The following is a 16,159-nucleotide window of genomic DNA, read 5'->3' on the forward strand; positions in this document are numbered from 1 at the left end:
TGTTACTGCTCGTTTGTGCGACCTGTTATGGCGTGATTTTAATTTAATGCAGCATTAGCAGGCACTTAACTACGTGGCTCCACATTAAGTTTAGGATCAGGCACTTGTACAGTATCTTCCGCTTGAACTGTGTTTTTCTCCGAGTTTTGCAATAGCTCGTAAATCACATGATCCACAAAACCGGCACCTGCGGCTTCGTACAGGTTGTACACACTGTGTACCCCCGATTCTCGAAGCGCCGCGGCATCATCACTGTACTGCACAATTGCACTGATTTTGCCTTGATAATTCAGTTTTTTGAGTTGCTCAACTGCAAACATATTTCCCGCGTGGTGCGGCATGGCTAGCAGTACCAGTTCAAGATTAGGTGCTCTGTCGAGTTTTTCCCAAAAGTCGGTATCTGAGGCGTCACCTTGCACTACATTGCGACCCTTTGTTTTATGTAAGTCGACTAAGTCTTGCTTGTGTTCTATACCGAGAATTTCCCCATCAAATTGTTCCCTGAGTTCATCATAGGCACCGCTACCAATACGGCCCATGCCTAAGATTAAAAAGCGTGGATTGCCAATGGCGATGGGTCTATCTTCTGGGTGTAACGGGCGTTTTTCTAGCTTGATTAAACGCTGCTGGAATCGCTGGTAGATATTACCGACGGTGGCGTTAAGTGGCGCGGCGAGTAAAAAACTAAAGCTTAATGCCACGGCGATGATCACTAGCCACTCAGGAGGTAACCAACCTTTATAGGTGGCTACTGCGGCGACGATCAAACCGAATTCACTGAAGTTACCTAGGTTAAATGAGCCCAACATAGAAGTACGCGAACGCAGCTTAAAGCGGGTAAGAATGTAAACAAACAGCAGGATTTTAAGTGGCACTAACAGCACTAATAGCGCCGCGAGGACGATATCCGATACCGTAGGTAAGCCGTTGAGCCCTATGGTTAAGAAGAAGGCAACGAGGAAGAGTTCTTTAAAATAGAACAGGGATTTTGCCAGCTCGGAGGACTTTTTGTGGCCCGCCAACAAGATACCGATAATCAGTGCGCCGAGATCGGGTTTTAAGCCAACAGATTCAAATAACCAAGCGCCAACCACAAGTGCCATGACTAGGCCGAAGAGCACTAAGAGTTCACCGTGGCCGACACGGTCGAACGCTTTATAGATGAGCGGTTTAGCCAGTGGCAGTAAGAGTAATGCAAAGGCCCATACCGAAGGTACATCGCCTTTAGAAATAGTTAAAAACAGTACGGCGAAGATATCCTGCATAATCAAGATACCAATAGCGACCCGGCCGTAGAGGGATTGCACGTCTCCTTTATCTTCTAACACTTTGACCGCAAATACGGTGCTGGAGAAGCTTAACGCGAAGGCAATTAACGTCAGTTGTTCTAGGTTCAGACTCGTGAGTTGGCTTAAGCCCAGTAAGCCGAAGAGTTTTAGAATCGGCACAAAAATCACGATCGAGAGCACTAAGTGCACACTCGAACCCGCCCACACTTCGGCCTTGAACAGGCTACGAATATCGAGTTTTAACCCTATGGCAAACAACAGTAAAGTGACGCCTAGGCTGGCGAGTTCTTGCAGTAATGGCAGGCTTTCTTTATCTATTCCGAAGATGAACAGTACAAAGCCTGCCACTAAGTAGCCGATGAGCGGAGGGAGTCCTATACGGCTGACGAGCATGCCGCAGATGAGTGTAATAATGAGGATGCCTGGTTCCATGATGCTCCAATCTAAAAAGTCTAAAATTGTAAGTGATTGTATAAGAAATCTATGACACTTGGATAAAAAAGCGGACTTTTAATGAAAAAAGTCCGCTTTTTATTGGTGTTGCGGTAAATACACTTGGCCGTTAAAACACGCGCGAACTAAATCACTCCGCTGGTCTAAGCCTAAATCATCACTATTTCACGAGATGATCTAAATGGGTGGCAAAATCTTTGGGGCCCATAAAACCAGTCACGCGTAAATCTTCCCTTTGCTCACCTTGTTCGTTAAACATCAACAGCGTAGGCAAACCGAGCACATTGTATTTTTCGAGTAAGGCCACATCGACCTTGTCACTCTTAGTCACATCTGCTTGTAGCAGTACGATTTTATTCATACGGGCTAACACGTCGGCATCTTTAAAGGTGATGGCTTCAAACTCTTTACAGGCAACACACCAATCGGCGTACAGATCGAGCATCACAGGCTTACCTTGGGCGGTAGCGGCTGCAATTTCTTGCTCAAGATCTTCAATGGATTTAATGCGTTTAAAGCCATGGACTTCTTCGGTCGTCGCCGCAGTGCCTACGGAATTGTTATTAAAACCAAAGTGTCCCATCACAGCTTGGAATCCGTAGGAGAAGCTCGCCAGTAGCGCCAGCGTTAATAGCACTGAACGTACAGTTTGTTTCCAGTTAAATTCACTGAGTTTGTTCTGATGCATCAAGTAGCCGGTGAAGCTTACGCCCCACAGTGACCAAAGCACATCGGATACTACGCCTGTCCAAATACGGCCAAGCATCACGATAGATACAGCGATCAGCAGGAATCCGAAGATAGTCTTGATGATGTCCATCCAAGCGCCGGCTCTCGGTAATAATTTACCGCCTGAGGTGCCGATAATCAGTAGAGGTAATCCCATACCCATACTGAGTACATACAGGGCTAAGAAACCTTGGAGTAGGTCGCCGGTTTGGGCCACATAAACGAGTGCACCCGACAGCGGCGCGGTAGTACAAGGTGATGCGACAAGGCCAGAAATCACGCCCATCAAGAACACGCCAACTAAGTTGCCGCCTTTTTGATTGTTCGAGACTGAGTTCATCTTCTCCTGCCAGCTCGATGGCAGTTTCAAATCGTATAGGCCAAACATAGATAAGCTGAGCACAAAGAACAAAATCGCGAGTACGACTAATACGGCAGGATGTTGTAATGCCGCTTGGTATTTTAGTCCCGCCGATGCAACTACTAACCCTAAGATAGAGTAAGTGATTGCCATGCCTTGGACGTAAGCCATGGACAAGGTAAAGGCTTTTGCGGTTGAGAGCTTTTGCCCTTGGCCGACAATAATACCCGACAAAATCGGATACATAGGAAATACGCAGGGCGTTAATGCCAGACCGACACCTAGACCAAAGAAAATCACTAAAGTCCAAATTAAGCTGTCGTTCGACAGCATTTGGCTCAGGGTATCTTGCTGAGTAATGGGTTGCGTATTGGCTTTATCGGTAGTGCTTGGCTCAGTGCTGGTTTGCTCAGTCGTCGTGGTTGATTCGGCGCCTGCAATTAAACCATCGTTGGCTGCAATCGCCTTTAAAACGACTTCATGCTTGGTCGGTGGATAACACAATTTACCTTCGGCACAACCCATAAAGGTCACTGTGAGCGTGGCATTTTCATCGGCCTGTTTTAAACCAACGGGAATATCGACATAGGTATAATAGACTTCTTGCTTACCAAAATACTCATCTTCATGGGGCTTTCCCTTTGGTAGAGCGACCGTGCCTAACTCGGCACCATTGACGCTAAATTTAAGCTTGTCGCGGTACATATAGTAACCGTCGGCAATCACCCAATTGAGTTTGACCTGATTACCTTCTTGCTTGGAATCGAAGACAAATGCTTGATCGACAGGCATCAATTCAGGCTCACCCTTCATGAAGTCGAATTTGTTACCGAAAACCCCTTCACTATGAGCTAAGGGCGCAAGAAGCAATAAGGAAGTGAAAATAAGGCTGAGTAGTTTTTTCATGGCTGAGTGTTGTCTTTTATCCAATCTAAGTAGGCTGGTAGCCCGTGGGTCACAGGCACGGCAATAATTTCGGGTACTTGATAAGGGTGAAGCCTAAGCACAAGTTGTTCTAACTCTGTATATCGACTTTGTAAACATTTAATCTGTAAGCTAAATTCTTGCTCTTCACAGATTTTTCCTTCCCAAGCATAAATTGAACGTATCGGGGCGGAAATCTGAACACAAGCGGCAATACGCGACTCAATTAAAGCTCGAGCCAAAGTATTGGCTTGTACTTCATCGGGGCAGGTTGTGCTAACCACTAAATACTGATGCTGCATGGTGTTAGGTATCGTCTCTTAAGAATCTTAAAGTTCGCTTAAGCCAACTCCGTTAGGCTACTTTACGTGTTTTAATGGTCTCATACATTAGCGGGTTAACAAAAGGGTGAGCTAAATATCAGTGTTTTGATCCCTTACTAGGTCCTAATGGTTATCCTGACTTGAATTAAGACCGGATAACCCCCATTTAGTTTACAGAGATAGTCAGATAAACCTGAGGTCGGTATGTTTTTCATTATATTTTTACTCTTTGTGCTGATCCCAGTAATAGAGCTGTCGGTGCTGATCCGTGTGGGTGAAGTGCTTGGCACTTGGACTACCATAGGTTTAGTGCTGTTTACCGCCGTGCTCGGGGTCTCTCTGGTTCGCAGCCAAGGCTTAAACACCTTAATGCAAGTACAACAAAAACTCGCCCGTGGTGAAGCACCGGGGCAAGAAATTGTCGAGGGCATGATGTTAGCTATGGCGGGCATCTTGCTCGTGATCCCCGGTTTTGTAACCGATGCCATTGGCCTATTATTCTTGACGCCATTAACCCGTCGTCCCATTGCTGCCTTGTTGTTCAAACGCATGCAGTTACGGGTTGTTGCCGGTTTACAGGGCACAATGCACGGTGGCTTTCAAGCGGGCCAAGGCCCCTTTGGGCCTAAGCCACAGGACCCATTTGGCCAAGCGCCATTTGATGATAGTGTGAAAAAGGACGGTAATGTGTTTGAGGGAGACTTTGAACATAAAGTCGATCCAAGTGATATCAAACCCGCTAGCCATCAACTCTCTGATAAAGCGCAGGACAAAGAACAGGACAAAGACCCTAAGCCTTAGTCTTAGTATGAGTCTCGTATTGTCTTAGTCGCTTGTTGCGTTAGTTTGTTATTGGATTAACTCAGTTGATTATCGCGTTTATTCGCTTGAGTTTTCTCCCTAATATGCCTTAGATACCAGTGGCCGACTGAATCAATCTGACCTGTGCCGCTGGTTCACCTCCACCCGTAATAGCCATTTCACTCTTAAAAAACTCCAATACTAATAACCCGCCCACTCAGGTATAAGAGTTAACATGATATTAGAGAAAAGCTTTTTGATCGCATTCATGCGATAAAGTAAGGTATTTTTAAATCATGACTCTGTACCCAAGAGAAAAAGCAATATCAGTGCTGTTGTCCATGTTGAGTAGGTTTTCGACGATAGTGAATTCAATTGCACTGTTATTCAGATAATACCTATAGCCTAGAAATACTTCGTGAGAAGGTTTTGAAAAGTCATTATCTGTTTTGAGTAAACCTTCATAATGATGTAATTCAATAAGCCAACCATGGCGTCCTATTAAATACTCATAACCTAAAGATAAAATTACTGCATGATCTTTATAGTCTATTTCAGATAGACTTTCATCATTTCGTCTAAAGCTTATACCTGTTGTGGAGTAAAAATGATGCATTCCAGATGTATAGCTATAATTCAGCTGTAATGCTTGTTCAAAACGGTTATCTACAAATGGGCCAGAATTAACATGGTTGTAATATAAGCTGCCACCTAGTGATAGACCATAATTATCCTCACTAAGCAATTGATATTCTAAATAGAAATTTAGGGCATTCGTTAGCGTATCGCCAGAAATATCAGGTTGATTGATACCATTCTTTGAAAATATTTGGTTTTTGTCTTTGATTGTATTGTCGCGGCCATTTTGACCCACACCAAATGCATCATGAAACCAGATAGTGACCGAGTCAAGATGGTTATCCCCACTAAAACTCCACTTATAATTAGTATCAAACATCCATTTTTCAGTGAGTTGCCACTTTATTCCGCCATTAAGAGAATTATGATAATAGTCAGCATAGTAATCGTCAGTTTCAGCCCATACACTTGCTACTGTTGCAGATCCGTATATCTCTTTTTTCCCTTCAGGCAGTGCAAATCCTGAACGAAGTAGAGGCGTTAAGCTACCCGCCTGTGTAGGTGATTGGGCATGTACACGAAGTGGCCCATAATGACTATAATTGATATTTTCTGCGAAAGTACTCGGTAAAAATATTACCGTATAAATTAGAGGTGCTCTAATAGTCACAAATAAAATTTTCTTTGCATATTTCATCGAAAACTCTTTTTTAGCTAATCTCTATTAAAAGCAATGTTTTGTAGTGAGGCTGATGTTATGTATAAATGACTTAAATTTTGTCTGTTTGAAGCAATAAAGTTTTTGATTAGACAGATTTCTAATTAATTCTAGAATTAAAAACTACAAAAAACATACCATAATAGTACAAGTGCGAGCCAGAATGACCTACAGATAAACGGGATTGAAGTGAGTATTAGTAAAGTGCTAATAACTGCCAGTAATATTGCCGGTTTACTCATTGTCTGGACGCTATCAAAGCGTAATTTCATGATGTTTCTCAAACATAAATTATTATGCCAACAAAGTAATAACATTTTTTATGTTGTTAGTTATAGGTAGTGGTATTTCAGATGGCATTGTAAATGAATAATCAGCACTAAATATACCGCTGCTATTTACTCGTGTAAATGTGTGTAACTGGTAATTGTCCCGTATTAGCGGTGAAAATATGGAACTGATAGTTCATATTTTTTAATTAATATATTTATTTATCAGTCATATTAGTTATCGTAATTAAAGACCAATCTCAGTTTGCCAAACTTGTTTATCTAATGGATGTGCTTGTTTAAATTGTCCCTCAAACCGCAATAGATCAAAAATGAAATGGCCAGCCAGCCCACTTGCATAGGGACTGACTGGCCGCGCCGGGAAGCGTTTTTGGATAAAATGCGGAGCAGGTTAGCTGGGTGATTGACCTCCTGTTGCCGTCGCTTTGATATTGAATACTAGGCTGTACATCACTGGCAGTACGATGAGCGTCAGCAGAGAAGCGAAGCCTAGACCGAAAATAATCGTAATCGCCATAGAACCGAAAAATGCGTCAGGGATCAGCGGTATCATCCCGAGCATAGTGGTTATCGCGGCCATCATCACTGGACGAACACGGCTGACACAGGAGTCGATTAAGGCAAAATAGGCTGGTTTACCTTCACTGAGCTCGAGGTTGATCTGATCGACCAAGACAATACCGTTTTTAATCACCATGCCCGACAAACTCAGTAATCCGAGTAGTGCCATAAAGCTGAAGGGCGCATCGAACAACAAGAGTCCCGCTGAAACCCCAATCAAGGCCAGTGGCACAGTAAACCAGATCACTAAGGGCTGACGCACTGAGTTGAACAAGAATACGGTAATCAAAAACATCGCCAGATAACCTAAGGGAATTGAGCTAAATACCGACGCTTGTGCTTCACCTGCGGTTTCAAATTCACCGCCCCATTCCAAGCGGTAACCCGCGGGCAGGCTGATCGCTTCGACCTTGTCTTTGATTTTGCGCAGTACAGAATCGGCGGTTTCATTGCTACCAAGCTTAGGATCGGCCATCACAGCGAGCATGCGCATGCGATCGCGGCGCATCACCAGTGGATTTTCCCACTCAGTGTTGAAGCTACTGACTACTTGGGTGGCGGGCACAAAGGTATTGTGTTCGCTGCTCCAAATTTGCAGCTTCCACAGGCTGTCCGCTTGCAAACGTTCTTCGGCGGGCGCTCTGGTGACGATGGGCAGCAAGTGGCTGGTTTCTCGGTATAAACCAATTTGCTTACCGCTAAAGTTAACCAATAGGGCATTGTCGAGGTCTTGCTTGCTGATCCCTGTTTCGCGCGCTTGGGCATTTTCCAGTTGCGGACGGATCAGCGGCACCTGATTACGCCAGTTGTGACGTATGCCATCCATGCTCGGTTCGGCGTGGAAAATGGCCTCGGCTTGGGCACCTAAAGCGCGCAGCACTTCTGGGTTATCACCGTAAAAGCGTGCCTCAATTTTGGCGGCGGGCGAAGGGCCGTTCTCCATGTTTTTTAAACGATATTGTGCCTGCGGGAAACGTTGATTTAACAAGGTTTCTAATTCTGGCATATAGGCTTTAACGGCGGCGAGATCCTGCATTTCTACAATCAACTGGGCAAAGGCGGGATAGCCTTTTTCTGGCTGATAGGGCAGTACGAAACGCTGCGAACCTTGGCCAATAACGGTTGTTAAGTGTTTTAGCCCTACATCTTTTTGCTCGTTCAGCGAGAGCATTAACTTCTCGATATCAGCGGTAAAGCGTTCGGTCGCTTTAATATCTGTCCCTTCTGGCATCCAGATATCCACAAAGAAAATCGGCGTGTTAGAAGCAGGAAAGAACACATTCTTGATATGACCAAAGCCCACTACAGCGCTGAAAAGCATAGCGATAACCAGCAGTATGCTCACCAGCCTAAAGCGCAGTGCCACAATTAAGCTTGTGCGATATAAGCTGAAGAACCAGCCCTTGTAGGGGTCTTGGGCTTCTTCATCGCTCGGCGCATCTTTAAATAACAGATGACAGAAAAACGGCGTGAGTGTGATGGCCGTGATCCAGCTGATAAACAGTGAAATCATCAACACTTGGAATAAAGAACGGCAGAACTCACCGGCGGCATTTTGCGATAAGCCAATGGGGGCAAAGGCAATAATGGCAATCACAGTCGCGCCCAATAGCGGCCACTGGGTTTGGGACACTATCTGTTTGGCCGCTTCCAAACGGGTCTTACCGCGACGGATACCAATTAAAATGCCTTCAGTAACGACAATGGCGTTATCGACCAACATACCAAGGGCAATAATGAGTGCGCCGAGGGAGATGAGCTGTAGCTCAATCCCGAGCACTTTCATCACGATAAAAGTGCCTAGAATCGTCAGCAGTAAGATCAGGCCCATCAATAGACCTGAGCGCAATCCCATAAACAGCAGAAGCACGGCGATCACTATGGCAATGGATTCCATTAGGTTGATTAAGAAGCCGTTAACTGTCTCATCTACCGCCTGACTCTGATTATAAACCGTCGCTAAATTCATGCCGATTGGGCGTTGCGATTCAAGCTCGGCTAAACGATCACTGACCTTTTGCCCGATTTCGACTACATTCACACCGCTAGAGAAAGAAATCCCCAGCGATAACGCAGCTTCACCTTTATTGTGATAAAGCACGTTAGGGGTTTCGTCATAATCCCTTTCAATATTGGCAATGTCGCCAAGGTAAATCAGCTCAGAACTACCCGGAGGGCTGACGATCAAACGCGCGAGATCCTGCACATTGCTAAATTCGCCGGTGGGATGAATGCGGATACGGTTATCGCCAATCACTAGGCTGCCCGCGTTAGAGACGACGTTTTGATTGTTCACTAAACCATAGATATAGCTCTGATCTAACCCCAGTGCCGACAGCTTTTGCTGGGAGATTTCAATCACGACTTGCTCGGTGACGTTGCCAGCAACAGAAACCTTTTTTACTCCAGGTACTAGCACTAGCTCGCGGCGCAGATAGTCGGCGTAATTGCTCAACTCGCGGTTGCTGTAATCAGGTCCCGAAAGGTTAAATAAAATGCCATACACATCGCCAAAGTCGTCCATCACCTGTGGCGTTGCTGTGCCCGGCGGCAAGTTTCCCGCAGCATCATTGACTTTACGACGCACTTCATCCCATACCTGCGGTAGGCTGGTTTTATCGTAGCTTTCTTTAATCTCGATTTGGATTTGTGATAAACCCGCACTATTAATTGAAGTCACATGCTTAATGGCGTCGAGTTGCTGCAGGGCATCTTCGAGCGGTAATGTCACTTCTTCTTCAACTTGCTCAGGCGATGCACCGGGATAAGCCGTGATCACTAAAGCTTCTTTAATGGTAAATTCGGGGAATTCTAGTTGCCCCAAACCGGTAAAACTGACGCTACCACCCACGAGTAGTAGCAACACAAACATCCAACTGATGACTTTGTGGCGTATCGAATACTCTGCAATGTTCATCAATTACACCCCACGCTGCCAGCGTAGTGGTTTGACTTTCATGCCATCGGATAATTGAGACACTCCAGCGCTGACGATGAGATCGCCCTTGTTGACGCCCGTTAAAATCTCAACACCTTGATTACTCACGCGTCCTAGCGTCACCATCGTCGGTTTTACTTCACCCGATTGCGCTTGATAAATCCACACTTGCACTTGGCCATCTTGGTCGCGCTTATCGATAGCGGTCACTGGCACTACCGTTGACGCAAGGGCACTAGGATCTTTGACTAAGGCTAAGGTCAACTCGGCACTCATTCCTGGAAGTAGCTGAATATCTTGAGGTTGAGGTAACGAAAATACCACTTCATAGGCTTGGGTGCCCGGCGTGACTTGAGTCGAATATTCTTTAAATTTGGCATCGAAACTTTGCTCAGGGAAGGCACTAAAACGCACCTTAGCTGTAAAGTGAGCTTGATCGGTATATTGCTTCAAACCCGCCGCCATCGACTCGGGAACTTGAATGATAATATCGAGCAAGTTATTGTTTTGTAATGTTAATACACCTTGATTTGCTTGCACTATTTGGTGGTTATCCACTAAACGTTTGGCGACCGTACCGCTAAAAGGCGCCGTTAAACGGGTGTAACTCAGTTGATCGCGTGCAGCGGCTAAGGCGGCGGTAGCCGATTTGAGTTGCGCTTGAGTGCTATCAAACTCAGATTGTGAAATCAGCTTGCGATTGAGTAGCTCGACTTTACGTTTAAAGTCAGCGGCTAATAGTTCATGCTCCGCCTCGCGGGTCATTAAATTATTGTGGGCGTCCCTGTCATCAAGTTTTGCGAGTAAGCTACCTTGAGTGACTCTTTGCCCTTCAACTAATGCCAATTCTGTTAATTGTCCTGAAATGCGGAACGATAATTCTGCGCGACTATTGGCGGCAACGCGGGCTGGAAATGTTCTGAAATCTCCGTCTTCTACATTGAGTACTTCAAACAGTTTAACCGGACGAATTGTTGCCACTTGCACTGAACTTTCCGCAGGCGAACAACCACTGATCAGGGCTGGAAGCAGCATTGTCAGCGGCAAGAGTCGATATGATTTCATGGTGGAGATTTCCTAGTTAACAAATTGTCAGCATTTCTGGGCGCGAAGATACCAGCTAAATTAGTTGCAATAAACGGGATACTTTGGGATTATCAGTCCCACATAATGAGATTGAACTTAAGGTCAAAATGAAGACAGAGGACTTAGCGTTATTCCACCGAATTGCTGAAACCGGTAGTTTGATTGAAGCGGCGGATTTACTTAACTTACCTAAATCGACTGTGAGTCGGCGTTTGCAAGCCTTGGAAGATGAGCTGAACATTAAATTGTTCCACCGTCAGAGCCGCTCTATGACGCTCACTTCTGCGGGCAGTCATTTTTACCAGCGCTCGCAGAATATTTTGGCTCAGCTCGACGAAACCCTATTCGAAATGACCAATGACGATGCTGAGATCAGCGGGCATTTGCGCATTCAAATGTTCCCCATCCACAGCATGAAAATCTTGATGCAGGCCATTTTCCGCTTTATGGATATGCACCCTAAACTCACCTTAGAAGTCATCAGCAGTTCAGAATCCGTTGATATGGTGAAACATAATCTCGATGTGGCCTTTGTGGTCGAGCCTGCGTTGGATACCTTAGATTTAGTAGTGCGGCCGATTTTTACTACTGACTTACGTTTTTACGCGAGCCCTCAATATTTAGCGGCACACGGTACACCTAAAACACCGAAAGAGATTGAAGCACATAATGTGTCTATGTTCCGTTTATCCAACGGCAAAATCTTTAATGAGTTATTTATCGGTTCAGAACAAGAGGTGAGAGTCAGAGGTAATTTCTGCTCCAATAGTATTGAAGTGGCGGTTGAGTTTGGATTGCAAGGACGCGGCATAGTGTATGCGCCTGCTGAAGTCGTGGATGAATATGTACAAAGCGGTGAGTTAGTGACTTTGTTACCTGAAATCCAACCCCACCAAGGCGAGTGTTTCTTAGCTTATCCATCAAGACGTTACGTGAGTTTAGCCTGTCGACGCTTTATCGACTATATCATGCAAGAGCTAGTGCCAAATGGCGTGCCGATCAACATGAGCGAGCAAGGCCCACGTCGATCGTGCAAAGCCTCTACGGGAGCGTTTTCAGACGACGTGTTGCGCTTTCCCGTTAAAAAATCAAGCTAGTTTACCCCTCGCTAATGGCGTTTGCGGTCGTGATCTTTGTGGGCTCACAGATCCGCTGCGCCAGCCAGTAACAGGCAATTCCCATCAAAATATTGGTCACAGGTAGCGCGAGCAGCAGGCCTTTAACGTCACCTATATACGATCCCAAGGCTGCTAGCGGCAGCATGAGCAGCACTAAGCGGCACAGATTGATGACTAATGAACTCATAGGCCTGTGGTAGGCATTGAGCGAGGTCGCGACAATAATCACTATACCCAAAGGTCCGTAGGCGCAGGGCAGCACTAAGATATAAAAACTCAGCCACTCGATAACCTGCGGATCGGTACTGAATAAATGCGCGATAGGCTCGGCTAAAAAGATCAGGGGGATATAGAGTAAGGTTTGGAAAATAAAAATAAATTTTATCGATAATAGCAGGGCTTCTTTTGCTCTGTGTGGCTGTCCTGCCCCTAAGTTTTGCGCAATAAAGGGCATTAAACTCGACGACAGTGCCATCACTACTATTAATAGTACTGACTCTAATCGAGTACCGGCACCAAAGGCTGCTACGGCGCTGTGATCGATATGCGCCAACATGGCCATAATAATGGCATTGGCTAGTGGATTGATTAAATTCATCAAGGCGGCGGGTTGTGCTATATGGGCTAGTTTGCTCCAGTTCGCGCGCATTCTGTCTATGTCAAAGGCGGCCCATTCGAGCATTTTGCGCCTGACAATCAACAAATATCCCGACAAAGATAAGGCAATCAACCAAGCGAACAGGGTTGCAATCGCGGCGCCTTGGATTTCTAAACGTGGAAATGGCCCAATACCAAAAATCAATAACGGATCGAGGATAAGATTGATGAGCGCCGCCAGCGCCATGATCATCGCCGGCGAGCGGGTGTCGCCAGTGGAACGTAAGCCTTGATTGCCTACCATCAACAATACCAGCAGCGGTGCGCTGACATACCAGTAAATCATATAGTCGTGGATCAGCGGCAAGCTGTCATCGTTTGCCCCGAGTAAGCGAAACAGTGGCGTAATAAAAATGCTACCCAGTGCGGCTAAACTGGCGATCAAGACAAAGGTGAGCAATAAGGCATCATGCAAGAACACTTTGGCCTTGTGGGCATTACCCGAACCGATAAGTCGACCTAAATTGGTCGAGACTCCAGCGCCAATACCAATGGCGATGCTAGAGATCACTAAGGTCACCGGAAAGGTAAAACTGATGGCGGCTAAGGCTTCGGTGCCCAATTGGCTGATAAAAAAAGTGTCAGCGAGGCTGAAACCTAGAATGGTCATAATGCCAATTAAGTTGGGGAGGCTCATGTTGAGCAGTACACGACCAATTGGCGCGGTGAGCAGCCCGTGTCTGTCTTTCATGGAAAAATAGTGCCTTGTTAGCGAGCGGAGGCGAGATTCTAGCAGGATTGTGCGGACTTGAAAAAACCGACATCAAAAAATTGAAGTTTTTTTTCTAAATGCCCTTGGATCTCGACACTGTCAGCCCCATATCTCAGACAGCAAAAGAGCAGACTAAGGTGTCTGTTTTTTTAATCACAAATAGGCTCGATTGTAGGGCATCAAATCATTAGGAGAGTTCATAGATGAATATTCGTCCATTACATGACCGCGTAATCGTTAAGCGTCTAGAAGTTGAATCAACATCAGCGGGTGGCATAGTACTGACCGGTAGCGCCGCTGAAAAATCAACTCGCGGTGAAATCCTTGCTGTGGGCAATGGCCGTATTTTAGAAAATGGCACAGTTAAGCCACTGGATGTCAAAGTGGGTGACGTGGTGATCTTCAACGAAGGTTACGGCGTTAAGAAAGAAAAAATCGACGGTCAAGAAGTCTTGATCCTGTCGGAAGCTGACCTGATGGCAGTAGTGGGTTAATCCTCAGCATCAATTCGACATTCCAATTAATCATTAAAAATTTAAAGGATAATCAAGATGGCAGCTAAAGAAGTTGTATTTGGTAATGACGCTCGCGTAAGAATGCTGGCTGGCGTAAACATTCTCGCAAACGCAGTTAAAGTGACCTTAGGCCCTAAAGGCCGTAACGTGGTATTAGACAAGAGCTTCGGCTCACCACTGATCACTAAAGACGGTGTTTCTGTTGCCAAAGAAATCGAGTTAGAAGACAAATTCGAAAACATGGGCGCGCAAATGGTGAAAGAAGTTGCTTCTAAAGCCAACGACGCCGCCGGTGATGGTACTACTACTGCAACTGTACTGGCTCAAGCCATTGTAGTTGAAGGCTTAAAAGCCGTTGCAGCCGGTATGAACCCAATGGATCTGAAGCGCGGTATCGACAAAGCCGTTATCGCTGCAGTTGCTGAATTAAAAGCCTTATCACAACCTTGTGCAGATTCAAAAGCGATTGCACAAGTTGCGACTATCTCTGCAAACTCTGACGAATCTATCGGCGAAATCATCGCAACAGCGATGGAAAAAGTCGGTAAAGAAGGCGTGATCACAGTTGAAGAAGGCCAAGCGTTAGAAAACGAATTGGACGTAGTAGAAGGTATGCAGTTTGACCGTGGCTACCTATCTCCATACTTCATCAACAAGCCAGAAACGGGCAGCGTTGAATTAGATCACCCATTCGTACTGTTAGTAGACAAGAAAATCTCTAACATTCGCGAACTGTTACCTATCCTTGAAGGTCTGGCAAAAACCGGTAAGCCATTGCTTATCGTTGCTGAAGACGTTGAAGGCGAAGCATTAGCAACTTTAGTTGTGAACAACATGCGCGGTATCGTGAAAGTGGCTGCCGTTAAAGCACCTGGCTTTGGCGATCGTCGTAAGGCAATGCTGCAAGACGTAGCAATCCTGACTGGCGGTACTGTTATTGCTGAAGAAATCGGGCTAGAGCTTGAAAAAGCAACGCTGGAAGATTTAGGTACAGCTAAGCGTGTTGTGATCACTAAAGACAACACCACCATCATCGATGGTAACGGCGAGCAAACACAAATTGCTGCTCGTGTAAGCCAAATCAAACAACAAGTTGAAGAATCAACGTCAGACTACGACAAAGAAAAACTGCAAGAGCGTATGGCTAAACTAGCTGGCGGCGTAGCAGTGATTAAAGTTGGCGCAGCGACTGAAGTTGAAATGAAAGAGAAAAAAGCCCGCGTTGAAGATGCTCTGCATGCAACTCGCGCTGCGGTAGAAGAAGGCGTGGTTCCTGGCGGCGGTGTTGCTCTGGTTCGCGTAGCTTCTAAGATCGCTGACGTTGAAGTATTAAACGAAGACCAAAAACACGGTGTGGTTATCGCACTGCGTGCAATGGAAGCACCACTGCGTCAAATCGCCACTAACGCGGGTGAAGAAGCGTCAGTTGTTGCTAACACAGTGAAGAACGGCAGCGGTAACTTCGGTTACAACGCCGGTAATGACACTTACGGTGACATGTTAGAAATGGGTATCCTTGACCCAACTAAAGTGACCCGTTGTGCATTGCAATTCGCTGCGTCAATCGCAGGTCTGATGATCACTACAGAAGCTATGGTTGCTGAGATCCCACAAAATGCTAGCCAAGATATGGGCGGTATGGGTGGGATGGGCGGAATGGGCGGCATGATGTAATTTTTGCTGGTCTAAAACGTTGATTACGGCGTTGCTGCTCGCTCACATACACACAACGTATGCTACGCTCACAGCGCCTTGTACTGAACGTTTTATGCTGTGCAAAAACGTCAGACCCCTAGGCCTAAGTTCTTAGTCCGCTAAGAGCGACACCTAAAAAAATCCCTGATACTTAATAGTGTCAGGGATTTTTTTGTATCTGAGGGGCTAAGGAAGTGTTGCTTAACCACTCTAGATTGTATTGGGAGCAGAAAGCTAAACGTCGTGGTAAAGCGCCTTGTTCTAACTCGATTTATCCTACGTAAGATACTTTGCTGGTCTGATGCCTAAAAGCCTCAAACCAAAGTTCTTGTAAAAGAAAACCCCGATACTGGTAACAGTTTCGGGGTTTTGTTTTTGGTCAGGTAGCTTGGGCAAGTTTCAGGTGTACT

General features: G+C 45.7%; 11 protein-coding genes. 4 read left to right on the top strand and 7 right to left on the bottom strand.

The window, feature by feature from the left end; genetic code table 11:
• Positions 1–65 precede the first annotated feature (65 nt).
• The 3 genes from RA178_RS03130 to cutA all read right to left on the bottom strand — a co-directional run bounded on the left by RA178_RS03130 (position 66) and on the right by cutA (position 4,058).
• On the bottom strand, positions 66–1,721 hold the full coding sequence (locus RA178_RS03130) for a cation:proton antiporter domain-containing protein (RefSeq protein WP_306684502.1): 1,656 nt from the start codon (positions 1,719–1,721) through the stop codon (positions 66–68).
• A 181-nt stretch (positions 1,722–1,902) separates the two neighbouring features.
• Positions 1,903–3,738, bottom strand: a complete 1,836-nt coding sequence (locus RA178_RS03135) for a protein-disulfide reductase DsbD (RefSeq protein WP_306684503.1) — start codon at positions 3,736–3,738, stop codon at positions 1,903–1,905.
• Positions 3,735–4,058 carry a divalent-cation tolerance protein CutA gene (gene cutA, locus RA178_RS03140; protein WP_113940010.1) on the bottom strand — a complete coding sequence of 108 codons (324 nt, stop codon included), beginning with the start codon at positions 4,056–4,058 and terminating at the stop codon, positions 3,735–3,737. Before cutA ends, RA178_RS03135 begins: the two co-directional genes overlap by 4 nt.
• 225 nt (positions 4,059–4,283) lie before the next feature.
• Between cutA and RA178_RS03145 the strand changes: the two genes are divergently transcribed.
• Positions 4,284–4,880, top strand: coding sequence for an FxsA family protein (locus tag RA178_RS03145; protein WP_105251362.1), 597 nt, complete (start codon positions 4,284–4,286; stop codon positions 4,878–4,880).
• Positions 4,881–5,169: 289 nt separating this feature from the next.
• Here RA178_RS03145 and RA178_RS03150 read toward each other — a convergent pair whose 3' ends face one another.
• The 3 genes from RA178_RS03150 to RA178_RS03160 form a co-directional block, all read right to left on the bottom strand.
• A complete protein-coding gene (locus RA178_RS03150) occupies positions 5,170–6,156 on the bottom strand; it encodes a DUF3187 family protein (protein WP_306684504.1) in 987 nt (328 codons plus the stop codon).
• Between the two features lie 702 nt (positions 6,157–6,858).
• On the bottom strand, positions 6,859–9,945 hold the full coding sequence (locus tag RA178_RS03155) for an efflux RND transporter permease subunit (protein WP_306684505.1): 3,087 nt from the start codon (positions 9,943–9,945) through the stop codon (positions 6,859–6,861).
• Between the two features lie 3 nt (positions 9,946–9,948).
• Positions 9,949–11,031, bottom strand: a complete 1,083-nt coding sequence (locus RA178_RS03160) for an efflux RND transporter periplasmic adaptor subunit (protein ID WP_263164469.1) — start codon at positions 11,029–11,031, stop codon at positions 9,949–9,951.
• Positions 11,032–11,159: 128 nt separating this feature from the next.
• Here RA178_RS03160 and RA178_RS03165 point away from each other — a divergent pair, with 128 nt between their 5' ends.
• Positions 11,160–12,149, top strand: a complete 990-nt coding sequence (locus RA178_RS03165) for a LysR family transcriptional regulator (RefSeq protein ID WP_113940006.1) — start codon at positions 11,160–11,162, stop codon at positions 12,147–12,149.
• Between the two features lies 1 nt (position 12,150).
• On the opposite strand, the gene RA178_RS03170 is transcribed toward RA178_RS03165, so the two are convergent.
• The gene (locus tag RA178_RS03170; protein WP_173246972.1) at positions 12,151–13,518 is read right to left on the bottom strand and encodes an MATE family efflux transporter; all 1,368 of its coding nucleotides are present in this window, start codon (positions 13,516–13,518) and stop codon (positions 12,151–12,153) included.
• Between the two features lie 224 nt (positions 13,519–13,742).
• Here RA178_RS03170 and RA178_RS03175 point away from each other — a divergent pair, with 224 nt between their 5' ends.
• Both RA178_RS03175 and groL read left to right on the top strand, forming a co-directional pair.
• Positions 13,743–14,033: a co-chaperone GroES gene (locus RA178_RS03175; RefSeq protein ID WP_006086113.1), complete on the top strand. Its 291-nt coding sequence runs from the start codon at positions 13,743–13,745 to the stop codon at positions 14,031–14,033.
• Between the two features lie 57 nt (positions 14,034–14,090).
• Entirely contained in the window at positions 14,091–15,728 is a 1,638-nt protein-coding gene (groL, locus tag RA178_RS03180) for a chaperonin GroEL (RefSeq protein WP_263146635.1), read from the top strand.
• The last annotated feature ends 431 nt before the right edge of the window (positions 15,729–16,159 follow it).

Origin of the sequence: Shewanella oncorhynchi, from assembly GCF_030848765.1 — a bacterium.
Classification (GTDB): Bacteria; Pseudomonadota; Gammaproteobacteria; order Enterobacterales; family Shewanellaceae; genus Shewanella; species Shewanella oncorhynchi.